The organism is Roseomonas marmotae, from assembly GCF_017654485.1.
Classification (GTDB): Bacteria; Pseudomonadota; Alphaproteobacteria; order Acetobacterales; family Acetobacteraceae; genus Pseudoroseomonas; species Pseudoroseomonas marmotae.
Window position 1 is genome coordinate 462,501 of sequence record NZ_CP061091.1, and the last position, 23,107, is coordinate 485,607.

A 23,107-nucleotide genomic window follows, 5' to 3' on the forward strand; every position below is an offset into this window, starting at 1 on the left:
AGCACATCGGCGACCGCCTCGCCGACAGGCGCATCCGGGTCGGCCGCGGCCTCGGAGGGCTGCAGCCTCCGCGCCACGTCGCGCGCCGCCATGCCAGGCGCGGCGGCGGCCGGATAGGTCACGATGACCGGGGGCGGCAGGCCGAGATCGGAGGCGGCCGAGCGCAGCCCCGCCGCCAGTTGCTGCCCGAAGGCGCCGGAGGGCGCGGCCAGGGCGAAGCGCTGCGCTCCCTGGGCATGTGCCCCGGAGACCAGCCGGCGCATCTGCTGGCGTGGCGTGATGCCCAGCGGCCAGACCTGCGCCCCGGCCTGGTTGGAATCATTGGTGAAGGGCAGCATCGGCACCCCCGCCGCGCGTGCCGGCACGGCGGCGGCTGAGGTCTCGCCCGCCGTCAGCGGCCCCACCAGCACCTTGGCACCGGAGGCGATGGCGGCGCGCGCCGCCTCCGCCGCGCCCACCGCCGTGCTGGCGGTATCGCGCGGGACGAATTCGAATCCGGGCGCCCCCTGCTCGAACAGCGCGAGCTGCGTCGCGTTCAGCATGGCCTGGCCCAGGGCGGCGTTGCTGCCGGTCAGCGGCAGCAGCAGCGCCACCTGGCTGCGCTGCGGCTGCGGCGGCATCGTCATGCCCTGCGACGTAAGCGGTGCTGGCCCGCTTCCCACCCAGGCTCCCGGGGCTTGCTGCGCACAGCCCGCCAGCGCCACAAGGGCACCGAGGGCCAGCGTCAGCCGGCGTGTGCGTCCCAGGCTGCCCGAGGGAGTATCACGACATGCCGCAGGACGAACCTCTGCAGGACCAACCGACCACTGGAAGCGCAACGCCAACCTCCCTTCCACCGGACGCCCCCGCTGGGAACAGTCGCGGCCTGAATGACCCGCCCGGCCGCAGCCGGCCCGGACTTATCCTGGTCTCGACGCCGATCGGCAACCTCGGCGATCTCTCGCCCCGCGCCGTCGCCACCCTGCGGGAGGCGGACGCGATCCTGTGCGAGGACACCAGGGTTACCGCGCCCCTGCTGGCAAGGCACGGTATTTCGGCGCCACTGACGCCGCTGCACGACCACAATGAGGACCAGGCCACCCCCCGCCTGCTGGCGCGGATGGCGGAAGGCAAACGCCTTGCTCTGGTTTCGGATGCAGGCACGCCGCTGATGAGCGACCCGGGCTACCGCCTGGTGCGCGCCGCCATCGCCGCGGGGGTGGAGATCTCCGCCATCCCCGGCCCCAATGCGGCGGTGATGGCGCTGACCCTCTCCGGCCTGCCGCCTCATCCCTTCCTGTTCCTGGGCTTCCTGCCCTCCCGCGCCGCCGCCCGCGCGGCAGAGCTCGCCAAGCTGCGCGCGGCCGAACGCGCCGGGCTTTCCGCCACGCTGGTCTTCTATGAGGCTCCGCACCGGCTGGCGGAGACGCTCGCCGCCCTGGCCGAGGCCCTCGGCCCCCGCCCCGCCGCCGTGACACGGGAACTGACCAAGCGCTTCGAGGAAGTGCGGCGCGGCCCGCTGCCGGAACTGGCCGCTTACTATGCCGAGCACGCGCCGCGCGGCGAGATCGCCCTGGTGGTGGGCCCGCCGGAGGAAGACGCCACCGCCGGCGAGGACGAGCTGGACACCCGCCTGCGCGCAGCGCTCGCCACCGGGGAAAGCCTGCGGGACGCGGCAGCCCTGGTGGCGGCGGCGACCGGGCTGCCGCGCAAGCAGGTCTATGCACGGGCGCTGGAACTGCGGGAAGAACAAGGATAACGGGCCGGGCCAGAAGGGGCGCCGCCCCTTCTGGACTTCCCCGCCGGGGTGACCGTGTCACCCCGGACCCCGCCATCAGTTTGGTGGCAGGCCGGTCCCGCCGGAGGTCATCGACCTCCGGCGACTGCGGCCTCAGCCCATGTGGCCCTTGATCTTAAACTCGAAGCGGGGTCCGGGGTGGAGTTTCCACCCCGGCGGGGTCCTGGGGCAGCGCCCCTGGCCTGCCCTCACCGCTTGACGAGACAGCCTTCCGCCAGCATCGCGAAGGCCCGTGCCCGGTGGCTGATACGGTGTTTCTCCGCCGGGTCCATTTCCGCGAAGGTCTGCGTCATCCCTTCCGGCTGGAACATCGGGTCGTAGCCGAAGCCAGCCTCGCCGCGCGGCGGCCAGACCCAGGTGCCGGGGCAGCGGCCCTCGAAGCCTTCCGTATGGCCATCGGGCCAGGCCAGCACCAGGGCGCAGGTAAACCAGGCGCTGCGGTCGGCGCTATGGCGGGCCAGCTTCTCCACCTTGGCCATGGCGGTGGCATAATCGCGGCTGCCATCGGATTGCTCGGCCCAATCGGCGGTATGGACGCCGGGGGCGCCGTCCAGCGCCGCGACAGAGAAGCCGCTGTCATCGGCCAGGGCCACCATGCCGGAGGCGCGGGCGGCGGCCAACGCCTTCAGCCTGGCATTGCCGAGGAAGGTGGTTTCCGTCTCCTCCGGCACCGGCAGGCCCAGGTCGCCGGCGCTGACGATGGTCACGCCGTATTCGGCCAGCAGGGCGGCGTTCTCCCGCACCTTGCCGGCATTGTGGCTGGCCAGGACGACGGTTTCCTCGGTCAGCTTGCGATGCGTGCTCATGCGCCAATGGCTCCCCGTTGCGCAGCGAAGAGTTCCGCCGTGCCTTTCTTCGCCAGGGCCATCAGGCCCAGCAACTGTGTCTCGGAAAAGGGTGCGCCCTCAGCCGTGCCCTGGATCTCGACGATGCCGCCGGTGCCGGTCAGGACGAAATTGGCATCGGCCTGGGCGGCGCTGTCCTCGGCATAGTCCAGGTCCAGCACCGGCTCATCCTCCCACAGCCCGCAGGAGATGGCGGCGACCTGGCCGGTGATGGGGTTGCGGGCCAGCACGCGCTTGCTGATGCAATGCTCGAAGGCCAGGTGCAGCGCCACCCAGGCGCCGGTGATGGCGGCGCAGCGGGTGCCGCCATCGGCGGTCAGCACGTCGCAATCGAGCGTGATGGTCATCTCGCCCATGGCCTTGCGGTCCACCACGGCGCGCAGGCTGCGGCCGATCAGGCGCTGGATTTCCTGGGTGCGGCCGGATTGCCGGCCCTTGGCGGCCTCGCGCTCGCCCCGCTTGTGGGTGGCGCGGGGCAGCATGCCGTATTCGGCCGTGACCCAGCCCTCTCCCTTGCCGCGCAGGAAGCCGGGGACGCGGCCCTCGACGCTGGCGGTGCAGAGCACTTCCGTCAGTCCCATGCGGATTCGGCAGGAGCCCTCGGCATGGCGGGCGGCGCCGGGTTCCAGGATGACAGTGCGCAGCGCATCGGCGGCGCGGCCCGAGGGACGCATGGCAGTTCCAGTATCTGGCCGTGAAGGGCGGAGGAATGCCTCCCTGGCGCCGCCGCTGTCAAACGGTGCTCAGGGCATGATCTCGCCGGACTCCTCGCCGTTCCAGTAATGAAGGCGGCTGGCATTGACCTTGATCATCACCACGCCCGGGGTGTCGATGCCCTGGGCGAACCAGCGGTCGAGGTCGGGCGTCCAATGGGCGCGGAACGCCTCCTTGTCCTGGATGATCTCGGCCATTCCCTCCACCGCCACGGCGAAGGCCTTGTCGCCCTGGAAGGTCAGGGAGACCTTCGGGTTGCGCCGGATCTCGCCCACCGTGTGGGACTGGTCCCAGGTGAAGTAGTAGGAGTGGCCGTCATACTCGACATCGCCATTGTTGCTCATCGGCCGGCTGGCGATGGAGCCATCCTCCGCATGGGTGGAGAGCATGGCGATGTCGATGCGGCGCATCCTCTCCGAAAGATCGGATAAATTCAGCTTCGGCATGGGGCGGCTCCCGATGATGGCGTGCTGTTGCAACGTCAGGCGCGGGAGCAGGGTTTATCTGCCGCGCCAGCGGCAGGCCGTCAGGGCAGGCGCCAGTCGATCAGGCCGTTCCGGCCATGGCTGCGCAGGAAGTCATTCGTCCGGCTAAAGGGGCGGGAACCGGCGAAGGGACACGGGCTCGTCGCCGCGCGGGCCGCCGCCAGGGGCGAGGGATGGTCGGATTCCAGCACCAGGTGCCGGCCGGTATCCAGCATCGGCGCCTTCTTCCGGGCATGCCCACCCCAGAGCAGGAAGGCCACGGGGCCGGGTCGCGCATTGACGGCCTGGATGACCCGGTCCGTGAAGATGTGCCAGCCCGCCCTGGCGTGGCTGCCCGCCTTGCCCTGTTCCACGGTCAGGGCGGTGTTGAGCAGCAGCACGCCCCCATCCGCCCAGTGGGTCAGGCAGCCATGGTCCGGCGCCGGGATGCCGCAATCACCCGCGAGTTCCTTGTGGATGTTGCGGAGGGAGGGCGGGATACGCACCCCCTTCGGCACGGAGAAGGACAGGCCCATGGCCTGGCCGGGCTGGTGATAGGGGTCCTGGCCCAGGATCACCGCCTTCACTTGTTGCAGCGGCGTGCGCAGCAGCGCGGCGAAGACCAGCGGCTCGGGCGGGAACAGGGTCTTACCCGCCTCCCGCTCCGCCAGGAGGAAATCCGCCAGGGCATCCATGTAGGGCGCGCCGAACTCGTCGCCGATCGCCTCCCGCCAGCAGGGCGGCAGGGCGGCGAGGGCCGTGCCCCAGGCCGGATGCGTCATGCGCGGAGCGCCTCAGCGCGCGTTGGCGCTGGCCTCGGAACGCGTGGTGCCGACGCGGCTGGCCAGGGCGGCGGCCATGAAGTCGTCCAGCTCGCCGTCCAGCACCGCGTCCGGGTTGCCCTTCTCCACGTTGGTGCGGAGGTCCTTCACCAGCTGGTAGGGCGCCAGCACGTAGGAACGGATCTGGTGGCCCCAGCCGATATCGGTCTTGCCGGCCTCGATGCCCGCGGTCACTTCCTCCCGCTTGCGCAGCTCCAGCTCATAGAGGCGCGCCTTCAGCATATCCATGGCGATGACGCGGTTGCGGTGCTGCGAGCGGTCCTGGGTGGAGGCCGCGACGATGCCGGTGGGGATATGCGTGAAGCGCACGCCCGATTCCGTCTTGTTCACGTGCTGGCCGCCGGCGCCCGAGGCGCGGAAGGTATCGGTCTTGATGTCCGCCGGGTTGATCTCGATCTCGATCTTGTCGTCGATCACCGGGAAGACATAGACGCTGGCGAAGCTCGTCTGGCGCCGGGCGGCGGCGTCGAAGGGAGAGATGCGCACCAGCCGGTGCACGCCGCTTTCCGTCTTCAGCCAGCCGAAGGCATTGGGGCCGGAGACCTGGATGGTGGCCGACTTGATGCCGGCCTGCTCACCCTCGGATTCTTCGGTCAGCTGCACCTTGTAGCCGCGCTTCTCGGCCCAGCGGGTGTACATGCGCAGCAGCATCTGGGCCCAGTCCTGGGCCTCGGTGCCGCCGGCGCCGGCATTCACTTCCAGGAAGGCGTCGCGCATATCGGCCTCGCCCGAGAGCAGGCTCTCGATCTCCCGGCGCTTGGCCTCGGCGGCGAATTCCTTCAGGTCGGCCACGGCGGCATTGGCCGTGGCCTCATCGCCCTCGGCCTCCGCCATCTCGACCAGTTCCAGCGCGTCGCGGACATTCTGCTCCAGCTTCTGGACGCCCTCGATCTGGTCGGCCAGCCGGCCACGCTCGCGCATCACTTCCTGCGCCAGGTCGGGCTTGTCCCACAGCGTGGGGTCCTCGGCGCGCGCGTTCACCTCATCCAACCGCCGCAGCGCCACATCCCAGTCGAGGTGGCGCCGCAGCAGGGCGATGGAATCCTGGATCTGCCCGTTCAGGGCCTCGGCATCTGCGCGCATGGGGCGGGTTCCTACAGCAACTGGGGCCGGCCTTGGAAGAGGCAGGGGAAAGCTCCGTCCCCTACCCCCGCCGGAGCGGCGGTGTCACCCCAGCCCCGCCACCGGCCGGGGCTTGTGGCGGGTGGACCCATCCCCTGGCCTTCCCCACTCAGATGGGATGCACCGGCAGTTGGTGCCATGCCGGGGCGGCGGAGCATGGCCGGGGCATGGTCCCGGGGGGAGGCCAAGGGGCCGGAGGGGCGCCCCCCGCCCCGTCAGTAGAGCCCGCCCAGCGAGGAATCCGCGCCGGCCGCCGAATTGGACATGCCGTCGTCGCCATACCCGCCGCCCCCGCCACCCCCGCCGCCGCCGCCACCGCCGATCGGGGCGCGGGCGGCATGCTCGGTGCCGGGCCGGAAGGGCTCCAGGATGGTGTCGCCGTTGCTGGCCTGCACGCGCACCAGGGCGATGCCCGGCGGGGCGCGGAAGGGCACGGGCGGGCTGTTCTTCAGCGCCGCCTCCAGCACGTCATGCACGATGGGGGCCGCGTTGCCGCCGCCCGTCTCGCCATCGCCCAGGGAGCGCGGCTCGTCGAAGCCGACCCAGACGGCCACCACGATATCGGGCGTGAAGCCGACGAACCAGTTGTCCATGTAATCGTTGGTGGTGCCGCTCTTGCCGCCGATCGGGCGGTCCAGCCCGGCGCCGGCGGCGCGGCCGGTGCCGCGCTGCACCACGCCTTGCAGCAGCGCGACCATCTGATAGGCCGAGATCGGGTCCGTCACCTGCTTGCGGTCGTCCACCAGGGTCGGCGGCTCGGCCGTGGGCGGGTTGCCGCAGCCATCGCAGTGGCGGTTGTCGGCGCGCCAGACCAGGCGGCCGAAACGGTCCTGCACCGTATCGATCAGCGTCGGCGTCACCTGCTTGCCGCCGGCGACGAAGGAGGCGTAGCCCGCGGCCATCCGCAGCACGGTCGTCTCCCCCGCGCCCAGCGACATGGACAGCACCTTCGGCATGTTCGGGATGACGCCGAAGCGCGCGGCGGTATCGGCCACCTTGTCGATGCCGATCTCCTGCGCCAGCCGGATGGTGACGAGGTTGAGCGACTTCTCCAGCGCCGTGCGCATCGTCACCCAGCCATTGGTGTTGCGGCTGTAGTTGCCGGGGCGCCAGAGGCCCTGCGGCGTCATGATCTCGATCGGCGCGTCCAGCAGCTTCTGGTTGGGCGGGATGCCCATCTCCAGCGCCGGCAGATAGACGAAGGGCTTGAAGGAGGAGCCGGGCTGGCGCATCGCCTGGGTGGCGCGGTTGAACCAGCTCTGCTCGAAGTTAAAGCCGCCGGTCATGGCCAGCACGCGGCCGGTCTGCGGGTCCAGCGCCACCACGGCGCCCTGCACCAGCGGGATCTGCCGCAGCGCCAGCCGCTCCGCCCGCGCCGCGTTGCGGCCCTCGGCCGCGCGGGCGGGCAGCGGCTCCACCAGCACCACGTCGCCGGCGCTGAGCACATCCTGCATCCGCCGCGGCGCGGCGCCGAGGCGCCCCTGGGCCGAGACGGGGCGGGCCCAGCCGGAGACCTCCTCGAAATTCAGCGTGCCCTGGCGCGGCTGGGCGGGGCCGCCGTCGGCGGGCTTTTCCAGCCAGGCCAGCTTTGCGCTGCGCGCCTCCACCTCCAGCGCCACCGCCAGCTTCCAGCCGGGCAGGGCGCCGGCCGGGCGGACGGCGGCCTCCAGCTCCGGCATCCATTCCGTGGGCCGGGCGGAGATCCTGGCCACCGGGCCACGCCAGCCGCCGCGGCGGCGGTCATAGCCCATCAGCCCCTCGCGCAGCGCCTGCTCGGTCGCGGCCTGCAGCTGCGGCTCCATACTGGTGCGCACCACCAGCCCGCCCATGGTGGTCTGGTCCTGGCCGAACCGGGCCACCAGCTCACGCCGCACCTCCTCGGTGAAATACTGGCCGACGGGCACGGTATCCGGGCGGGCGCGGCCCCGGGCGACGATCGGCTCCTGCTTCGCCGCCTCGGCCTCGGCCGCCGTGATCGCGCCGTCATCCACCATGCGGTCCAGCACATAGTCGCGGCGGGCGCGCGCGGCCTCGGGGTAGCGGTAAGGGTTCAGGTTGTTGGGGGCCTTGGGCAGCGCGGCCAGGAAGGCCGTCTCGCTCAGGGTCAGCTCGTCCAGGCCCTTGTTGAAGTAGTTCATGGCGGCCGAGGCCACGCCATAAGCCTGCTGCCCCAGGAAGATCTCGTTCAGGTAGATCTCCAGGATGCGCTGCTTGGACATGGCGCTTTCCAGCCGGAAGGCCAGGATCGCCTCCCGCACCTTCCGCATGAGGGTGCGGTCATTGCCCACCAGCATGTTCTTGGCGACCTGCTGGGTGATGGTGGAGGCGCCCACCGCCCGGCGGCCGCTGCCCATGGCCTCCAGGTTGGTCATCACGGCGCGCGCCAGGCCGACGGGGTCCACGCCATGGTGGTCCCAGAAACGCTGGTCCTCGGCGGCGATGAAGGCTTCCTGCACCCGGCGCGGAATGGCGTCGATCGGCAGGAAGACGCGGCGCTCCAGCGCCATCTCCGCCATCAGCTGGCTGTCGGCGGCGAAGACGCGGCTCATCTGCGGCGGCTGGTAATCGGCCAGCCAGGCATGGTCCGGCAGGTCGCCGATGCCCTGGCGGTAGAGGCCATAGAGGCCGATGCCCGCCACCACCGCCAGCGCCAGCACCAGGGAGAAGCCCCACCCCACCAGCCGGCGCGTCCAGCGCCCGAAGCCGCCGCCGCCCGGCCCGCCGGCCCTTGGCGCGCGGGGCGGCCTTCCGCCCGGCGGCGTGCCGCCGGAGGCGGGGCGTTGGGGTGTGGTGGACACTGTGCGGGGGCGATCCCCAACCAGAGGGCGGTCGGCGCGGAGGTCATTGGGTGCCATGGCGCGTTCCCCTTACACCCGTGCCCCACCGGGCGCGAAGCACCGTTTCGTTTGGTCGCATGCGCCGCAGGCGCGGGACACACCCCGCCCGCAGGCCCGGGGCACAGCATTGCCGGAGGCGCGGGGCGCATCCTTGCGGAGGGAGGGCGGGACACGCCGCGGAGGCTGGAAAAGCACGGGGGAAGAATGACACATTGTCCCGACCAGCCTCTCCCGGAGAATCGACCGCATGCACCGCCGCCATCTGCTGGCCCTGACGGGCCTCGCCGCCGGACTGGGCGCTTCCCCGGGCATGGCCTTCCGGCAGGCCCGGGCGCAGCAGCCAGCCATGCCCGCCCCGGGCAAGCGCCCCTGGGCGGCCCAGGTGCCCGGCCTGCGGATCGGCGTGCTGGGCGGGGAGTCGGAGAGCGACCGCCTGGGCCGCTACGGCGACTATGCCAGGCTGCTGGAAGAGACTTTCCAGGTGCCCACACGGCTCTATTTCGCCAGCGACTATGGCGGGGTGCAGCAGGCCTTCGCCGCCCGGCAGATCGAGATGGCGAGCATGGCCCCCGCCGCCTATGCCGGCGTCTGGATGGACACCAATGGCGGCGTAGAGCCCATCCTGGTGACGCAGGAGCAGGACGGCTCCACCGCCTATGTGGCGGTGATGTATGTCCGCGCCGATTCCGGCATCTCCAGCCTGGAGCAGATGCGGGGCCGTTCCATCGCCTGGTCGGACCCGAACAGCGCCTCGGGCTACCTGATCCCGCGCGCGGAGCTGCGGGCCGCCGGCATCAGCCCGGAGCCCGGGCAGTTCTTCTCCCGCGCCGGCTTCGGCGGGGGGCACGACCAGGCGCTGGTGGCGGTGCTGCAGAAGCAGTACGACGCCGGCGTCACCTGGGTCTCCGGCCAGGGCGAGTTCCCCTATACCCGCGGCACGCTGCGCGCGGCGGTGGAGAAGGGCATGCTGGAGGCGAAGGACCTGCGGGTCATCTGGACCTCCCGCCCCATCCAGAACGGGCCCATCGTGGTGCGTGCCGACGTGCCGGCGGAGTTCAAGGAGGACATGATCGCCTTCCACCTGGCCCTGCCCAAGGTGCACCCGGACATCCACAGGGCGGTGGAACGCGGCAGCGCCGTTGGCTGGGCCCGCACCAGCCACAAGGACTACGCCGTCTTCGTCGAGATGCGGCAGGCCGAGGCGCAGCAGCGCCGCCGCCGGGACTGAGGGAGCCGGAGGGGGGCACCGCCCCTCCAGGCCTGCCCGCCATGGCTGCGGGGCCACCCCAGGCCACGCCCGGCTTTTCACGACGATGACAGAAAGCGCCCGGCGGGGTCCGGGAGCCCCGGCCCCGCCGGGTTCAGGCCGCCACCGCTCTGCGCGCGGTTCCACGGCGATGAAACGGCGCGCATCCGCCCGCGGCACCCCGCCAGGGCCGCGCCCGCCTCTAAACCCATTGCCCCGGAAGCATGGTCAGGCCACCTTCGCCGCCGGGATGAACCGGATGTGATTCCTGGTACGGGGAGTTGAGACATGATCGACAGGCGTAACCTGCTGGGGGCCGCCGCGGCGCTGACCGCCGCCCCCGCCACCGGCTGGCTGGCCCGCCCGGCCATCGCCCAGGGCGCCCCGCTGAAGATCGGCATGATCACCAGCCTCTCCGGCCCCGGCGGCTATCTGGGCCAGGACATCCGCGACGGCTTCGCGCTGGCGATGGAGACCGATGGCGGCAAGCTCGGCGGCACGCCGGTGCAGTTGCTGGTGGAGGACGATGCGCTGAAGCCCGGCCAGGGCAAGCAGATCGCCGAGCGCTTCATGCAGAACGAGAAGATCAGGCTGCTGACCGGCATCGTCTTCTCCAACGTCCTCGGCGCCGTGGCGCCGGATGTGCTGGATGCGGGCGGCATCTATGTCAGCCCCAATGCCTCGCCCTCCAACCTCGCCGGGCGGGAATGCCACCGCAACTTCTGGTCCGTCGCCTGGCAGAATGACAGCCTGCACGAGGCCGCCGGCCAGGCCGCGCGCAACCTCGGCTACAAGAAGGTCTTCGTGCTGGCCCCCAACTACCAGGCGGGCAAGGATGCCATCAACGGCTTCAAGCGGAAGTATGGCCTGCCGGTGGCGGGCGAGGTCTATACGCGCCTCGACCAGACCGACTACGCGGCCGAGATGGCGCAGATCCGCGCGGCGCAGCCGGATGCGGTCTACCAGTTCCATCCGGGCGGGCTCGGCATCGCCTTCCTGAAGCAGTATGTGCAGGCCGGGCTCTCGGCCAATATCCCGATGGTGCTCTCCTCACCCTCGATGGACTACAACACCATGACGGCGGTGGGCGAGGCGGCGCTGGGCATCACCGTGACCGCGCATTGGAATTCGGATTTCGACAACGCCGCCAACAAGGGTTTCCTGGCCGCCTTCCAGGCCAAATACAACCGCATGCCCACCTATTACGCCGAGCAGGGCTACGACACCGCGCTGGCCATCGGCGCGGCGCTGCGCGGCACCAGGGGGCAGGTGGACGATACGGAAGCCTTCCGGCGCGCGATGATGCCCGCGAAGTTCGAATCCCCGCGCGGGAAGTTCGCCTTCGGCCCCAACCAGCACCCGGTCTGCGACTGGTACATGCTGAAGGTGCAGAAGGGCTCGGACGGCCGGCTGACCCTCGTCACCCAGCCGGGCAAGGTGCTGGAGAATTACGGCGACGCCTATTCGGCGCAGTGCAAGCTCTGAGGCGCTGAATGGCGCTGCTGTTGGAACAGCTGCTCAATGGCGTGCAGCTCGGGGTCATGCTGTTCCTGCTGGCGGCGGGCCTGACTTTGGTCTTCGGCATCATGGGCGTGATCAACCTCGCCCATGGCTCGCTCTACATGGTCGGCGCCTTCGCGGCGGCCTTCACCGCGGCGCAGACCGGCTCCGCCCTGCTGGCGCTGCTGGCCGGGCTGGCGGCGGCGGCGCTCTGCGGAATGGTCATGGAATATGTCGTGCTGCGCCGGCTCTATGCGCGGGATCACCTGGACCAGGTGCTCGCCACCTTCGGGCTGATCCTCTTCTTCAACCAGGGCATGGTGCTGCTCTTCGGGCGGCAGCCGCTCTTCGTGGATATCCCGCCACTGCTACAGGGCGCGGTGGAGATCATCCCGGGCGTGCCCTACCCCGCCTATCGCATTGCCATCATCGGCGTCGGCCTGCTGGTGGGCCTCGGCCTCTGGTTCCTGCTCCAGCGCACGCGGGTTGGCATGCTGGTCCGCGCCGGCGCCACACATAGAGAGATGGTGCGCGCGCTGGGCGTGGATATCCGGCTGCTCTACACGCTGGTCTTCGGCCTTGGCGCGCTGCTGGCGGGGCTGGCGGGGGTGATGGCGGGGCCTCTCTTCTCCGTGCAGGTCGGCATGGGCGAGCAGATCCTGATCCAGACCTTCGTCGTCATCGTCATCGGCGGGCTGGGCTCGGTGCGCGGCGCCGTGGCGGGCGCGCTGCTGGTGGGGGTGGTGGATACGATGCTGCGCGCCTATCTGCCCACCGCCCTGCGCGGCGTCATGCAGGGCGCGGATGCCGATGCCCTGGCCGCCGGCCTCGCCTCGATGGGCATCTACCTGCTGATGGCCATCGTGCTGCTGATCCGCCCGCGCGGCCTCTTCCCCGCCCATGCGTGACCGCCTGCTCGCGGGCCTCGCGCTGGTGCTGGCCATCGCCCTGCCCTGGCTGGCGGAAGCCGCCGGCAGCCCCGCCACCATCAGCCTGGCCACGCGCATGGCGGTCTATGGCATCGCCGCCGCCGCGCTGAATCTCGTGCTGGGCTATGGCGGGCTGGTCAGCTTCGGCCATGCCGCCTATTTCGGCCTGGGCGGCTATGCCGTCGGCATCCTCTATTCGCACTGGTCGCTGGGCGAGCCTTTCCTCGGGCTGATCCCCGGCACCGTCAGCCTGCCCGCCACGCTGGGCGCGGCCATGCTGGTGGGCGGCGTGGCGGCGGGGATCTTCGGCGCGCTCTCGCTGCGCACGCGCGGCGTGCAGTTCATCATGATCACCCTCGCCTTCGCGCAGATGCTGTTCTTCCTCTTCGTCTCGCTGAAGGCCTATGGCGGGGATGACGGGCTGAGCATCCGCCGGCGCGGGGAATTCCCGGGGCTGGACCTGCGCGATGCCCGTCAGCTCTACTGGCTCTGCCTGGGCGTGCTGGTGGCCTGGCTGGCCCTGCTCCGGCGCGTCACCCGCTCCCGCTTCGGGCAGGTGCTGGCGGGGGCGCGGCAGAGCGAGCGGCGCATGGCCGCCCTCGGCGTCTCCGTCTATCCCTACCGGCTCACCGCCTTCATCCTCTCCGGCATGGGCACGGCGCTGGCGGGGGCGCTGATGGCCAATGCCATGCGCTTCGTCAGCCCGGACATGATGCACTGGGCGCAGTCGGGCGAGCTGATGATCATGGTCATCCTGGGCGGGCTCGGCACGCTGCTGGGGCCCGTGCTGGGCGCGGTCGCGCTGGTCGGGCTGGAATACATCCTGGCCGGGCTGACCGAGCACTGGCAGTTCATCCTCGGCCCCATCCTGCTGCTGGTCGTGCTCTTCGCGCGCGGCGGGCTGATGGCGATGCTGCGCAGGATACTGCCGGCATGAGCACGCCGCTGCTGCGCGTCGAGAATCTCGAGAAGCGCTTCGGCGGGCTGTGCGCCACGGACGGGCTGAACCTCGATGTCATGCCCGGTGAGCTGCACGCGCTGATCGGCCCCAACGGCGCCGGCAAGTCTACCGCCATCGGCCAGATCACCGGCGAGATCCGCCCGGATGGCGGGCGCATCCTGTTCGGCGGGCATGACATCACCCGCCTCTCCGCCGCGCGGCGGGTGCGGCGCGGCCTCGCCCGCAGCTTCCAGATCGTGCAGCTGCTGGACGATGAAAGCGCCGAGGCCAATGCGGCGCTCGCCGTGCAGGCGGCGCAGGGCCATTCCTTCCGCTTCTGGCGCGACGCGTCGCGCGATGCGTCGCTGCGCGCCCCCGCCCGCGCCCTGCTGCGCCGCGCCGGATTGCCCGATGCCCGCCACGCCATCCCCGCCGCCGACCTCGCGGCCGGGGAGCGCAAGCAGGTGGAACTGGCGCTGGCGCTCGCCGCCTCCCCCCGCCTGCTGCTGCTGGACGAGCCCATGGCCGGTCTCGGCGCCGCTGAATCCCGCGCCATGACGGAGACCCTGCGCGGGTTGAAGGGGCAGACCGCCATCCTGCTGGTCGAGCACGACATGGAAGCCGTCTTCGCCCTGGCCGACCGCATCTCCGTCCTGGTCTACGGCAAGGTCATCGCCACCGGCACGGCGGAGGCCATCCGCAGCGACCCGGAGGTGCGCGCCGCCTATCTGACGGAGGAGGAGGGCGTCTGATGCTGGAGGTCTCCGCCCTCCAGGCCGGCTATGGCCATAGCCAGGTGCTCTTCGATGTCGGGCTGCGCGTCGGGGCGGGGGAGGTGGTGACGCTGCTCGGCCGCAACGGCATGGGCAAGACCACCACCGTCCGCGCCATCATGGGGCTCAACCCGCCGCGCGGCGGCGGCATCGCCTTCCGCGGCGCGCCGCTGGCCGGGCTGCCGCCCGAGGCCATCGCCCGGCGCGGCATCGGGCTGGTGCCGGAAGGCCGGCAGGTCTTCCCCACCCTCTCCGTGCGGGAGAACCTGGTCGCCACCGCCGCCAACCGCGCCGGCCATGCCGAGCCCTGGACGCTGGAGCGGATCTACGCGCTGTTTCCGCGCCTGCGCGAACGCGCCTCCCAGTCCGCCCGCACCCTCTCGGGCGGCGAGCAGCAGATGCTGGCGATCGGCCGCGCGCTGATGACCAACCCGCATCTGCTGATCCTGGACGAAGCCACCGAGGGCCTCGCCCCCGTCATCCGCGCCGAGATCTGGGCGACGCTCGCCGCCCTGAAGCAGCGCGGGCAGGCGATCCTGGTGATCGACAAGAACCTGACGGCGCTGGGACGGCTGGCCGACCGGCACTACGTGCTGGAGAAGGGCCGCACGGTCTGGTCCGGCAGCAGCGCCGATCTGGCGCGCGACGCGGAACGGGTGCGGGGATGGATCGGGGTGTGACGCTGGAGGGGCGCCGCCCCTCCAGGCCTCCCCGCCGGGGTGACAGTGTCACCCCAGACCCCGCCATCCGTTTGGCGCTGGTGGAAGGGTCGGGCGGTGAGCGCCTCGCCTGGGCCTTGAGGCCCAGACGGAATTCGAAGCGGGGTCCGGGGTGGACTTTCCACCCCGGTGGGGGCTCCAAGGGGGCAGCACCCCCTTGGCCCCAGCCAGCCACAACCAGGACGGACCGATGACCTATCGCGACATGGATCGCGCCACCCTGGACCGCGAGTACAATGCCCGCGCCACGGTGCCTGATATCGCCCCCATCATGGCCGAGTATCGTGCCCGCACCGAGGCCGCGCGCCGCTGCCTGTCCTGCGTGCTGGACATCCCCTATGGCCCGACGGAGCCTGAGCGGCTGGATGTCTTCCCCGCCGCCGGCACGGAATCGCCCGCGCCGGTCTTCGTCTATATCCACGGCGGCTACTGGCGCCTGCTGGATGCCGCCGATTCCGGCTTCATGGCGCCGGCCCTCACGGCGGCGGGCATCTGCGTGGTCGTGGTGAACTATGCCCTGGCGCCCGGCGCGACGCTGGATGAGATCGTGCGCCAATGCCGCGCCGCGCTGGCCTGGGTGCATGGGAATATCGCCGCGCATGGCGGCGACCCCGCGCGCATCCATGTCGGCGGCAGTTCAGCCGGCGGGCATCTGGCGGCGATGCTGGCGGCGGGGGGCGACTGGCCAGCGGGCTTCGGCCTGCCCCCGCATCCCGTGGCCGGCGCCACGCTGCTCTCCGGGCTGTTCGATCTGGAACCGCTGCGGCTGTGCCATGTGAATGACTGGATGACGCTGGACGCCGCGGCGGCGGCCCGCAATTCCCCGGCCCTCCTGCCGCCGCCGCGCCAGGGCATGCCGGTGGTGCTGAGTGTGGCGGAGACGGAGACCGCCGAGTTCAAGCGGCAGACGCGGGACCAGGCCGGCTTCTACGCGCGGGCCGGCTGCCCGGTGACGCTGGTGCCGGCGCCTCCGGGCTCCAACCATTTCGACATCGTCTTCCAGCTCTGCGGCACCGCCACGCCGCTCGGCCGCGCCGTGCTGGCGGCCATACGGGGTCAGAGCATGGCCTGACCTGATGGAGTCGGGCAGGGATTCCCCACCGGAATCCGGTCCACCGCCATGGGTCGGGAGGAAGCCGGCGGGGATGGGCAGAGCGTCGTTTCGGCCGTGGAGACGGGATCATCCCAACCGGCAGCGGCAGTCCGGTCCGGTGTCCCGCTGCCCGGCGTGATCTGCCGGATGCCTCACCACGAGGATGTGCCGGCTACTTCACTGCCGCAGGATATGAGACGGACCGTTCCGAGATGCTCTGGCTGCTCGGGACTGCGGTGATGACGGCCATCGGAGATTGGGTGCGCGTGAGCACGACCTCACCGAAGCCGGCTCTTGCGAGGAGGTCGGAATATTCGGCCAGCGAACGCTCGCGGCCGGGCAGCATCACCAGCATGTTCATATCCATGAGCGGCGCGAGACCGCCCTCGCCCATCTCGCCCAACACGAGTTCTATGATCGCGATGCGACCGCCGGGCGTGATCGACCTGCGGCAGTTCCGCAGGATCGTGACGCATTGCTCGTTGTCCCAGTCGTGCAGAATCCACTTCAGGAGATACAGGTCGGCGGGAGGAACGCTCTCGAAGAAATCTCCGCCGACCCTGTCGATCCGGCCACGGATCCGCTCCGGGACATTGCTGAAGGCTTCGCCTTCGAGGACGTTCGGAAGATCGAACAGCGTCCCCTTCAGCGACGGATTGGCCTCCAGGAAGGGGACCAGCAAGGCACCGCCGGCCCCACCGACATCCACCACGCGCCCGGCGCCTTTGGCATCCAGCACGCGCGCCACCTCGGAGGCTGTGGCCGCCGAGAAGCCATCCATCGCCTCGGTGAATGCATCCGCCTCCTGGGGATTGTGCCGGTAATACTCGAAGATCTCCGCCCCCAGCGCCGGAACCGTCTGCGGGATGCCGGAGCGGAGTGCCTCGCCGAAGCGCGCCCAGGGCAGCCAATGGCCCGGGGCGGCCTGCGACATGGCGAAGCCGCGCAGGGACTGGGGATGATCCCGCCGCAATGTGTCGAGCAGCGGCGTCGCCGTGAACCTCCCTTCATCGAAGGTCACGAGGCCCAGTCCGGCACAGGCGCGCAGGTGACGGAAGACGGCCGAGGGATTCATGCCGGCGAGCCTGGCGAGTTCCTCCGCACTCGCCGGCCCCCGATGCAGGTGCTCGGCATATCCCGCCATCGCGGCGCCGTGGATGATCTGCGTCACCCAGTGGCCGGTGATCATCTGCACCATCCGGGCAGCAGGCGGCGCATCCTCTATCACACTCATCGAATATTCCTGTTTTCAGCAACAATACTTTCCAGGAACACGAATCATCCTGCACAAACCAGGGATAAAATCACTTGTATTACAAATGTAGCTCGAAAACAGCCATCCTGAACGCCGGAGCAAAGCTCCCCGGCCGGATTTTTGATCAGGCGAAGGCCACGCCGTCATCAGTCCCTGCCGGTGCCATCGGGCGCGGCTATGGCGTCAGGCGCCACAGCCTGTCCGCCGATCCGCTTCAGCTCCGGCGGGCGGGCTTCAGCCGGCGCAGAGGCTCCGGGCGATGCGGCAGGTGCCCCGGAACCGCTGGCGGCAGGCGGAGAGCGCGGATCGCTCCGCCTGCGCCCGGGTGGCACCGGCGCCGGCCGTGGCCGCCATGACGGTGAAGGTGCTGGGGTCGGCGGTCAGGACCATGGCCTTCGATACCACCCCCTGCGCCACCGCCCCGCAGCGGTCACTGAATTCCAGCGCCAGCCGGCAGGGAGCGCCCTGGCGCGCCATGCACTGCTGCTCGGCCATGGCATGGGCGAGGTTGCGGTCGGCCATGCCTGCCGACATCCCCGCATCCGGCAGGGGCGCGGGCGCCAGATAGATGGCGCCGTGGCCTGCGCCGCCCGGCTCCTCCGGCTTTCCGGCGGGCTGGCTGGCCTGCGGCCTGCGCGGCTGCGGCTTCCGGGTGACGGCCTGGGACTGCTCAAGCGCCTGGCAGCGCATCAGGCAGATTTGCACCTCACGAGGATGATCGGCGCGCCGGGGCAGCACGGCACCGCACTGGCGCTGGCAGTGCTGGCTGTCCGGCGGCGCTGGCGCCGCGCCCGCCGGGGGCGAGGCCAGCAGAAACAAACCCAGTGACATCAAGCCTGCCCAGCGCATTCCCCGTCCTTTCCGGCCGCCCTGGCTGATGGAGGTGCCATGCATGGCCAGGCGCGGCCAGCCGGTTTCGCGGGAATTGCATTCCGGTGCATCCTTTGGGTCTTCCGGAAGCCTTCCGGTGCTAGAATGGGTCCATGCCCCGCCTTCCGGCACATGCGCCTCGCGGCCTGGTGCCCTTTTCCTCTGCCGCCCTTCCCGCCGCCGCCGCCCGCCCGCAGCGCCGGCGTGGCGGCCTGCTGCGCCTGTTCCGGCTGCTGGTATTGCTGGGCGTCTGGGGCGGGCTCGGGCTGGGCGGTCTCCTGCTCTTCTTCACCTGGGACCTGCCGCGGCCGGAGGAGGCGCTGGCCGCCACCCGCCGCCCTTCCGTCACGCTCCAGGCCAGCGACGGCCGGCTGCTCGCCACCAGCGGCGACCTCTATGGGGAGCGGGTGCGGCTGGCGGACCTGCCGGCCTATCTGCCGGGCGCGCTGATGGCGGTGGAGGACCGGCGCTTCCGCAGCCATTTCGGCCTGGACCCGGTCGGGCTGGCCCGTGCCGCCCTCGCCAACTGGCGGGCCGGCCGCGTCGTGCAGGGCGGCTCCACCCTGACCCAGCAGCTGGCGAAGAACCTGTTCCTGACGCCTGAGCGCAACATTCGCCGCAAGCTGCAGGAGGCACTTCTGGCGCTCTGGCTCGAAAGCCGCTTCACGAAGGACCAGTTGCTGGAGATCTACCTCAACCGTGTTTATCTGGGCGCGGGCGCCTATGGGGTGGATGCGGCGGCCCGGCTCTATTTCGGCGTGCCCGCGCGCAAGGTGACGCTGTGGCAGGCCGCCATCCTGGCCGGGCTGCCCAAGGCGCCCTCCCGCTACAATCCCCGCGCGGCACCCGATGCCGCCATCCGCCGGGGCGCCGAGGTGCTGGAGGCCATGGCCGCCGCCGGGCTGATCACCGGAAGCCGCGCGCGGCAGGAGGCCGAGCGGATGAGCCTGCCACCGCGCCCTTCCGGCAATGCCGGCTGGTTCGCCGACTGGGTGCAGGGCAACCTGGCCGAGGATTTCCCCGGCAGCGGCGACCTGATGCTGCGCAGCACGCTGGACCTGCGGCTGCAGGCGGTGGTGGAGGCGCGGCTGACCGCGCTGCTGGCGGGTCCGGGCGCCGCCGCGCATGTCGCGCAGGGCGCGGTGGTGGTGGTGCAGGCCGCGGATGGCGCGGTGCGCGCCATGGTCGGTGGGCGCGATTACCGCCAGAGCCCCTTCAACCGCGCCACCGCCGCACGGCGCCAGCCTGGCTCGGCCTTCAAGCCCTTCGTCTGGCTGGCGGCGCTGGAGCGGGGGCTGGAGTCTTCCAGCACCGTCTCCGACCTGCCGCTGAACCTGGGCGGCTGGTCCCCCGGCAATGGCCGCTGGCGGGCGCGCGGCGAGCTGTCGCTGGAGGACGCCCTGGCCCATAGCGTCAATACCGCGGCCGTGCGGGTCCTGCTGGCGGCCGGCGGCGCCGGACCTGTGGCGGCGGTGGCGGAGCGGCTGGGCGTGCATGGCCGCTTCCCCAGGGATGCCTCCCTGGCGCTGGGTACGGCCGAGGTGACGCTGCTGGACCTGGCCGCCGCCTATGCGGCTTTCGCCAATGGCGGGCTGCGCGTCACGCCCTATGGCATCGCCCGCGCGGAAGGCGCGGGGCGGCCCCTGGCCGTGCCCATGACGGCGCCGGCGCGCGCCCTCTCTCCTGGCCACGCGGCGGAGATGCGCCGCATGCTCTCCGCCGTGGTGGAGCGGGGCACCGGCCGCGCGGCGGCGGTGCCGGGCCAGCGGGTCGGCGGCAAGACCGGCACAACGCAGGATTCACGCGATGCCTGGTTCATTGGTATAGCCGGGCAAAGGGTAGTGGGCATCTGGCTGGGCAATGACGATGCCAGCCCGATGGAGGATGTGCAGGGCGGCGGCCTTCCCGCCAGATTGTTCAAGGAAATCGTGGAGGAGATGAGCCGGTGAAGGATGCAGGCGACATCATGGCGGGCCTCGCCCGGCCGATGCAGCACGCCGTCAACAACCTCGTCATGGTCATGCAGGCCAATATGGACAGCGTGCTGGCGAGCCTGCCGCCGGAGGACCGTGCTTCCGTCCGCCTGACGCGCGCCGCCCATGCGGGGCGGGAGATGGAGGCGCTGGTGCGGGCCTTCCTGCGCCTGGGCCGGCCGGAGGAGCACAGCGCCGTCGATTCCGGCCGCTTCTTCACGGCGGTGCAGCCGGTGCTGCAACTGGCCGCCGGGCGGCCGCTGACGGTGGAAACCGTTTCCACCGCCACCATTATGCCGCGCCGCCCGCAGGTGGATCTGGCGCTGGTGGATGCCTTCACGGGCGCGCGGGAACTGCCGCGCGCCACCCTGCCCACCGTGCGGCTGGAAGGCGCCGGCCTGCAACTCAACTGGCCGCTGCCGGAAGGCAGCCGTGCGGCGCTGGAGGATGCGGGGATCACCCTGGAGGAGACCGAGGCCGGGCCCCGGCTGCTGCTGTCGGCGGCCTGATCCCGGGGCGGTGGCTCAGGCCGCGGCGATGCCGCGGCGGGCCACCGCCGCCTCCAGCGTATTCTCCAGCAGGCAGGCGATGGTCATCGGACCGACGCCGCCCGGTACCGGGGTGATGGCACCGGCATGGGCCGCCGCCTCGGCGAAGGCCACGTCACCCACCAGCTTGCCCGTCGGCAGGCGATTGATGCCGACATCGATCACCGTCGTCCCTTCCGCCACCCAGTCCCCCCGCACCATCTCCGGCCGCCCCACGGCGGCGACCAGGATCTCCGCGCGGCGGCATTCGGCGGCGAGGTTCTGGGTGCGGGAATGCACCACCGTGACCGTGGCATCGGCCGCCAGCAGCAGCGCCGCCATCGGCTTGCCCACGATGTTGGAGCGGCCCAGCACCACCGCCCGCGCCCCGCGCGGCGCGACGCCGGCGGCGGCCAGCAGATGCATCACCCCCTTCGGCGTGCAGGGCACCAGGGCCGGCTGGCCGGTGGCCAGCAGGCCGGCATTGACGGGGTGGAAGCCGTCCACATCCTTGGCAGGGTCGATGGCGCGCAGCACCGCATCCGCCCGGATCTGCGCCGGCAGCGGCAGCTGCACCAGGATGCCGTCCACCGCCGGGTCCGCATTCAGCTCCCGCACCACCGCCAGCAGCTCGGCCTCGGTGGTGGCTTCGGGCAGCTGCAGCGTGGCGCTGTCGAAGCCGGCCTGCTGCGCGGCGCGGTCCTTGTTGCGGACATAGACGCCGCTGGCCGGGTCATCCCCCACCCGCACCACGCGCAGGCCGGGGGCGAAGCCGAGCAGCCGCACGCGCTCGGCCAGCCGGGCGCGCAGGTCGGCCGCCACCGCCTTGCCGTCGATGATGCGTGCGGTCATGCCAGTCTCTCCAGTATCTCGGCCATCCTTGCGGCCAGTGCGGCGGAATCACCCGCGATATGGCAGGTTTTTTCCCGCGACGCCGCCCCCTGCACCACCGCGATGCGCGAAGGGGGGACATGCAAGGCCTCCGCCAGCAGGGCGCAGATGGCGCGGTTGGCGCGCCCATCCTCCGGCGCCTCGTTCACGGCCAGCTTCAGGCGGGGGCCATCGGCGGCCTCCACCAGCCCCTGCAGCCCGGGGCGGCGGGCGCGGGGCTGCGCCTTCACGCGCAGCTCCAGCCCATCCGCCACCGCCCGCCAGGCGGCCGCCGCGTTCAGCCGGCCAGCAGCGGCCACAGCGACTGCCAGAGGAAGATCCGCAGCGCGTAAAGCAGCATGATCAGGATCATGGGCGAGATATCGATGCCGCCCAGGTCCGGCATGAAGCGCCGGATCGGGCGCAGCGCCGGCTCGGTCACCTTGTAGAGGAAGTCCCCCACCGTCCAGACGAAGCGATTACGGGTATCCAGCACGTTGAAGGATACGAGCAGGCTGAACACCGCGGCGATGATCAACGCCCACACGAAAAGCCCGATGAGCTGATCGATCAGCCAGAACAGTGCGTACATCGCCACTCCTTGAAGCCGGTCCCGCCTCCATCTACGGAGCCCAGGCCCTGGCGGCAAGCACCGCTTGACAGGCTCTGTGCCGTCGGCAATAAGCCGGGCCTCGCGCAGTGCGGGGCCGTAGCTCAGTTGGTAGAGCGCCTCGTTCGCAATGAGGAGGTCAGGGGTTCGATTCCCCTCGGCTCCACCACCGCCCGCGCGATCCCCTCCAGGACAAGATGCTCCCGCAGCCGGCAGGCACATGGCCTCCGTCGCGCCCTTCCCGCCGTCCCAGTGTCAGGCGGGCCGCCATTCTCCGGTGAAGCTGTTGTGGCTGGGCGGATCGCTGGCGGGAAAGCTCTCCCGCCCTTCCTCGTCGATCCGCTCGTCCTCCCTCAGCCGCTCCGCCTCCAGCGCCTCCGCCCGCCGCCAGTGCTCCCCGGCTCGTCCCCCGGGGCACCCCTCCTCCTGCCAGAGGCGGTAGGCATGCTCGCGGATCCGCTGCTGGATCTCCTCGTCCCGTTCCGGCACTCCGGCCTCCCAAATGGCTATGGCTGATCCTGCTCAAGCCTTCCCTGGTGCTCCGCCTTCCACATGAGCAGCAGCCCCATGATGGCGCCCAGCACCACCGCCACCAGCGGATAGCCCATCGTCGCGGTGAGAAGGACCAGCACCGCCAGGGCCAGGAGGCTGCTCCAGGTATATCCCTTCATCAGGTTCAGGAGCGGCTGCAGGATGGCGATGATGGGAGCCAGTAGGCTGGACATGGACGTGACCTCCTGAGGCAGTTTCGCTGCCGTTCCGGTCACCATAGCCGGGCCTTCTGTCGGGCTGTCCAGCATTTCTCCATGTTTCGGCAATGTGACGAAAATTTCATGCCGCGTAAGCACCGGCTTGTGTTCCGCCGGTCCATGGGGATGGCGCTATGCTGCGCTCCATGGGCAGTGAAGCGCAGCCTGTGGAGGATGCGGATCTGGAGCGGCTGGCGCTTGAGGCCGGCGTGGCGGAGGCGCGCGCCGGTGGCCTGGGCCATGAGAAGGTGCGGACCCGCCTGCTGGACATGATCGGCGCCGCCCGCCAGCGCCTGGACGCGGCGCCCTGGCCATCCGCCGCCGACCGGGGCTGACACTGCTGCACCGTCCCTTCCCTGCCAGATCCCGCGCCTCCCGGCTGCAAGCGGCAAGCTGCCGGGCAACTCCTGCCCTGCCGGCAGGTTTAGCGGCAGGCCCGGCAGGAGAGGATG

At 71.0% G+C, this 23,107-nt stretch carries 25 protein-coding genes and 1 tRNA gene (1 of these 26 running past the window's edge); 12 read left to right on the forward strand and 14 right to left on the reverse strand.

Annotated features, from left to right (window positions below; translation table 11 throughout):
* On the reverse strand, window positions 1-620 hold the 5' portion of the coding sequence (locus IAI58_RS02210) for a penicillin-binding protein activator (protein ID WP_207447356.1). Its footprint begins 460 nt before the window's first position; only the first 620 of its 1,080 coding nucleotides appear in the window; the start codon lies at window positions 618-620; the stop codon falls past the left edge of the window.
* Window positions 621-769: 149 nt separating this feature from the next.
* Here IAI58_RS02210 and rsmI point away from each other — a divergent pair, with 149 nt between their 5' ends.
* Window positions 770-1,738 carry a 16S rRNA (cytidine(1402)-2'-O)-methyltransferase gene (gene rsmI, locus IAI58_RS02215; protein WP_207447354.1) on the forward strand — a complete coding sequence of 323 codons (969 nt, stop codon included), beginning with the start codon at window positions 770-772 and terminating at the stop codon, window positions 1,736-1,738.
* Between the two features lie 227 nt (window positions 1,739-1,965).
* Here the strand turns inward: rsmI and rdgB are convergent, their stop codons facing one another.
* The 6 genes from rdgB to IAI58_RS02245 form a co-directional block, all read right to left on the reverse strand.
* Complete coding sequence (gene rdgB, locus IAI58_RS02220) at window positions 1,966-2,583, reverse strand: RdgB/HAM1 family non-canonical purine NTP pyrophosphatase (protein ID WP_207447353.1); 618 nt, start codon at window positions 2,581-2,583, stop codon at window positions 1,966-1,968.
* On the reverse strand, window positions 2,580-3,296 hold the full coding sequence (gene rph / locus IAI58_RS02225) for a ribonuclease PH (RefSeq protein WP_207447352.1): 717 nt from the start codon (window positions 3,294-3,296) through the stop codon (window positions 2,580-2,582). Before rph ends, rdgB begins: the two co-directional genes overlap by 4 nt.
* Window positions 3,297-3,365: 69 nt before the next feature.
* On the reverse strand, window positions 3,366-3,782 hold the full coding sequence (locus IAI58_RS02230; protein WP_207447351.1) for a pyridoxamine 5'-phosphate oxidase family protein: 417 nt from the start codon (window positions 3,780-3,782) through the stop codon (window positions 3,366-3,368).
* An 80-nt stretch (window positions 3,783-3,862) separates the two neighbouring features.
* The gene (gene ung, locus IAI58_RS02235) at window positions 3,863-4,582 is read right to left on the reverse strand and encodes a uracil-DNA glycosylase (protein WP_207447350.1); all 720 of its coding nucleotides are present in this window, start codon (window positions 4,580-4,582) and stop codon (window positions 3,863-3,865) included.
* Window positions 4,583-4,594: 12 nt separating this feature from the next.
* On the reverse strand, window positions 4,595-5,725 hold the full coding sequence (gene prfB, locus IAI58_RS02240) for a peptide chain release factor 2 (RefSeq protein WP_207447349.1): 1,131 nt from the start codon (window positions 5,723-5,725) through the stop codon (window positions 4,595-4,597).
* 254 nt (window positions 5,726-5,979) lie between these two features.
* Complete coding sequence (locus IAI58_RS02245; RefSeq protein WP_272877182.1) at window positions 5,980-8,562, reverse strand: penicillin-binding protein 1A; 2,583 nt, start codon at window positions 8,560-8,562, stop codon at window positions 5,980-5,982.
* A 286-nt stretch (window positions 8,563-8,848) separates the two neighbouring features.
* Here IAI58_RS02245 and phnD point away from each other — a divergent pair, with 286 nt between their 5' ends.
* From phnD to IAI58_RS02280, 7 genes are all read left to right on the forward strand, one after another.
* Window positions 8,849-9,829, forward strand: a complete 981-nt coding sequence (gene phnD / locus IAI58_RS02250) for a phosphate/phosphite/phosphonate ABC transporter substrate-binding protein (protein ID WP_207447348.1) — start codon at window positions 8,849-8,851, stop codon at window positions 9,827-9,829.
* A 306-nt stretch (window positions 9,830-10,135) separates the two neighbouring features.
* The gene (locus IAI58_RS02255) at window positions 10,136-11,332 is read left to right on the forward strand and encodes an ABC transporter substrate-binding protein (RefSeq protein ID WP_207447347.1); all 1,197 of its coding nucleotides are present in this window, start codon (window positions 10,136-10,138) and stop codon (window positions 11,330-11,332) included.
* A gap of 8 nt (window positions 11,333-11,340) precedes the next feature.
* Complete coding sequence (locus IAI58_RS02260) at window positions 11,341-12,255, forward strand: branched-chain amino acid ABC transporter permease (protein WP_207447345.1); 915 nt, start codon at window positions 11,341-11,343, stop codon at window positions 12,253-12,255.
* On the forward strand, window positions 12,248-13,213 hold the full coding sequence (locus tag IAI58_RS02265; RefSeq protein WP_207447343.1) for a branched-chain amino acid ABC transporter permease: 966 nt from the start codon (window positions 12,248-12,250) through the stop codon (window positions 13,211-13,213). The genes IAI58_RS02260 and IAI58_RS02265 overlap by 8 nt, the downstream gene beginning before the upstream one ends.
* Window positions 13,210-13,968 (forward strand): ABC transporter ATP-binding protein, encoded by a 759-nt coding sequence (locus IAI58_RS02270; protein WP_207447341.1) that lies wholly within the window; start codon window positions 13,210-13,212, stop codon window positions 13,966-13,968. Before IAI58_RS02265 ends, IAI58_RS02270 begins: the two co-directional genes overlap by 4 nt.
* Complete coding sequence (locus IAI58_RS02275; protein WP_207447339.1) at window positions 13,968-14,669, forward strand: ABC transporter ATP-binding protein; 702 nt, start codon at window positions 13,968-13,970, stop codon at window positions 14,667-14,669. Before IAI58_RS02270 ends, IAI58_RS02275 begins: the two co-directional genes overlap by 1 nt.
* A gap of 229 nt (window positions 14,670-14,898) precedes the next feature.
* Window positions 14,899-15,780: an alpha/beta hydrolase gene (locus tag IAI58_RS02280; RefSeq protein WP_207447337.1), complete on the forward strand. Its 882-nt coding sequence runs from the start codon at window positions 14,899-14,901 to the stop codon at window positions 15,778-15,780.
* Between the two features lie 193 nt (window positions 15,781-15,973).
* Here IAI58_RS02280 and IAI58_RS02285 read toward each other — a convergent pair whose 3' ends face one another.
* Window positions 15,974-17,035, reverse strand: coding sequence for a methyltransferase (locus IAI58_RS02285; protein ID WP_207447336.1), 1,062 nt, complete (start codon window positions 17,033-17,035; stop codon window positions 15,974-15,976).
* 255 nt (window positions 17,036-17,290) lie between these two features.
* Window positions 17,291-17,887 carry a DUF4189 domain-containing protein gene (locus IAI58_RS02290; protein WP_207447335.1) on the reverse strand — a complete coding sequence of 199 codons (597 nt, stop codon included), beginning with the start codon at window positions 17,885-17,887 and terminating at the stop codon, window positions 17,291-17,293.
* 152 nt (window positions 17,888-18,039) lie between these two features.
* Here IAI58_RS02290 and IAI58_RS02295 point away from each other — a divergent pair, with 152 nt between their 5' ends.
* Together IAI58_RS02295 and IAI58_RS02300 are read left to right on the forward strand one after the other, a co-directional pair.
* On the forward strand, window positions 18,040-19,875 hold the full coding sequence (locus IAI58_RS02295; RefSeq protein WP_237182411.1) for a transglycosylase domain-containing protein: 1,836 nt from the start codon (window positions 18,040-18,042) through the stop codon (window positions 19,873-19,875).
* Complete coding sequence (locus IAI58_RS02300; protein ID WP_207447334.1) at window positions 19,872-20,408, forward strand: hypothetical protein; 537 nt, start codon at window positions 19,872-19,874, stop codon at window positions 20,406-20,408. The genes IAI58_RS02295 and IAI58_RS02300 overlap by 4 nt, the downstream gene beginning before the upstream one ends.
* Before the next feature lie 15 nt (window positions 20,409-20,423).
* On the opposite strand, the gene folD is transcribed toward IAI58_RS02300, so the two are convergent.
* Genes folD through IAI58_RS02315 form a run of 3 tightly spaced genes read right to left on the reverse strand, consistent with a single transcriptional unit; the run spans window position 20,424 to window position 21,888 of the window.
* A complete protein-coding gene (gene folD / locus IAI58_RS02305) occupies window positions 20,424-21,278 on the reverse strand; it encodes a bifunctional methylenetetrahydrofolate dehydrogenase/methenyltetrahydrofolate cyclohydrolase FolD (RefSeq protein WP_207447333.1) in 855 nt (284 codons plus the stop codon).
* Entirely contained in the window at window positions 21,275-21,616 is a 342-nt protein-coding gene (locus IAI58_RS02310) for a DUF167 domain-containing protein (RefSeq protein WP_207447332.1), read from the reverse strand. Before IAI58_RS02310 ends, folD begins: the two co-directional genes overlap by 4 nt.
* A complete protein-coding gene (locus IAI58_RS02315; RefSeq protein ID WP_207447331.1) occupies window positions 21,595-21,888 on the reverse strand; it encodes a YggT family protein in 294 nt (97 codons plus the stop codon). The genes IAI58_RS02310 and IAI58_RS02315 overlap by 22 nt, the downstream gene beginning before the upstream one ends.
* 111 nt (window positions 21,889-21,999) lie before the next feature.
* On the opposite strand from IAI58_RS02315, the gene IAI58_RS02320 reads away from it, so the two are divergent.
* A tRNA-Ala gene (locus tag IAI58_RS02320) sits at window positions 22,000-22,075 on the forward strand.
* 86 nt (window positions 22,076-22,161) lie between these two features.
* Here the strand turns inward: IAI58_RS02320 and IAI58_RS02325 are convergent.
* Complete coding sequence (locus IAI58_RS02325) at window positions 22,162-22,395, reverse strand: DUF2934 domain-containing protein (protein ID WP_207447330.1); 234 nt, start codon at window positions 22,393-22,395, stop codon at window positions 22,162-22,164.
* A 17-nt stretch (window positions 22,396-22,412) separates the two neighbouring features.
* Window positions 22,413-22,631 carry a hypothetical protein gene (locus tag IAI58_RS02330; RefSeq protein ID WP_207447329.1) on the reverse strand — a complete coding sequence of 73 codons (219 nt, stop codon included), beginning with the start codon at window positions 22,629-22,631 and terminating at the stop codon, window positions 22,413-22,415.
* 158 nt (window positions 22,632-22,789) lie between these two features.
* Between IAI58_RS02330 and IAI58_RS02335 the strand changes: the two genes are divergently transcribed.
* Window positions 22,790-22,990, forward strand: coding sequence for a hypothetical protein (locus tag IAI58_RS02335; RefSeq protein WP_207447327.1), 201 nt, complete (start codon window positions 22,790-22,792; stop codon window positions 22,988-22,990).
* The last annotated feature ends 117 nt before the right edge of the window (window positions 22,991-23,107 follow it).

Coding starts and splice junctions, on each gene's coding strand:
- rsmI (WP_207447354.1), top strand. CDS start 770: ATGCCGCAGGACGAACCTCTGCAGGACCAACCGACCACTGGAAGCGCA.
- rdgB (WP_207447353.1), bottom strand. CDS start 2,583: ATGAGCACGCATCGCAAGCTGACCGAGGAAACCGTCGTCCTGGCCAGC.
- rph (WP_207447352.1), bottom strand. CDS start 3,296: ATGCGTCCCTCGGGCCGCGCCGCCGATGCGCTGCGCACTGTCATCCTG.
- IAI58_RS02230 (WP_207447351.1), bottom strand. CDS start 3,782: ATGCCGAAGCTGAATTTATCCGATCTTTCGGAGAGGATGCGCCGCATC.
- ung (WP_207447350.1), bottom strand. CDS start 4,582: ATGACGCATCCGGCCTGGGGCACGGCCCTCGCCGCCCTGCCGCCCTGC.
- prfB (WP_207447349.1), bottom strand. CDS start 5,725: ATGCGCGCAGATGCCGAGGCCCTGAACGGGCAGATCCAGGATTCCATC.
- phnD (WP_207447348.1), top strand. CDS start 8,849: ATGCACCGCCGCCATCTGCTGGCCCTGACGGGCCTCGCCGCCGGACTG.
- IAI58_RS02255 (WP_207447347.1), top strand. CDS start 10,136: ATGATCGACAGGCGTAACCTGCTGGGGGCCGCCGCGGCGCTGACCGCC.
- IAI58_RS02260 (WP_207447345.1), top strand. CDS start 11,341: ATGGCGCTGCTGTTGGAACAGCTGCTCAATGGCGTGCAGCTCGGGGTC.
- IAI58_RS02265 (WP_207447343.1), top strand. CDS start 12,248: ATGCGTGACCGCCTGCTCGCGGGCCTCGCGCTGGTGCTGGCCATCGCC.
- IAI58_RS02270 (WP_207447341.1), top strand. CDS start 13,210: ATGAGCACGCCGCTGCTGCGCGTCGAGAATCTCGAGAAGCGCTTCGGC.
- IAI58_RS02275 (WP_207447339.1), top strand. CDS start 13,968: ATGCTGGAGGTCTCCGCCCTCCAGGCCGGCTATGGCCATAGCCAGGTG.
- IAI58_RS02280 (WP_207447337.1), top strand. CDS start 14,899: ATGACCTATCGCGACATGGATCGCGCCACCCTGGACCGCGAGTACAAT.
- IAI58_RS02285 (WP_207447336.1), bottom strand. CDS start 17,035: ATGAGTGTGATAGAGGATGCGCCGCCTGCTGCCCGGATGGTGCAGATG.
- IAI58_RS02290 (WP_207447335.1), bottom strand. CDS start 17,887: ATGTCACTGGGTTTGTTTCTGCTGGCCTCGCCCCCGGCGGGCGCGGCG.
- IAI58_RS02295 (WP_237182411.1), top strand. CDS start 18,040: ATGCCCCGCCTTCCGGCACATGCGCCTCGCGGCCTGGTGCCCTTTTCC.
- folD (WP_207447333.1), bottom strand. CDS start 21,278: ATGACCGCACGCATCATCGACGGCAAGGCGGTGGCGGCCGACCTGCGC.
- IAI58_RS02315 (WP_207447331.1), bottom strand. CDS start 21,888: ATGTACGCACTGTTCTGGCTGATCGATCAGCTCATCGGGCTTTTCGTG.
- IAI58_RS02330 (WP_207447329.1), bottom strand. CDS start 22,631: ATGTCCAGCCTACTGGCTCCCATCATCGCCATCCTGCAGCCGCTCCTG.
- IAI58_RS02335 (WP_207447327.1), top strand. CDS start 22,790: ATGCTGCGCTCCATGGGCAGTGAAGCGCAGCCTGTGGAGGATGCGGAT.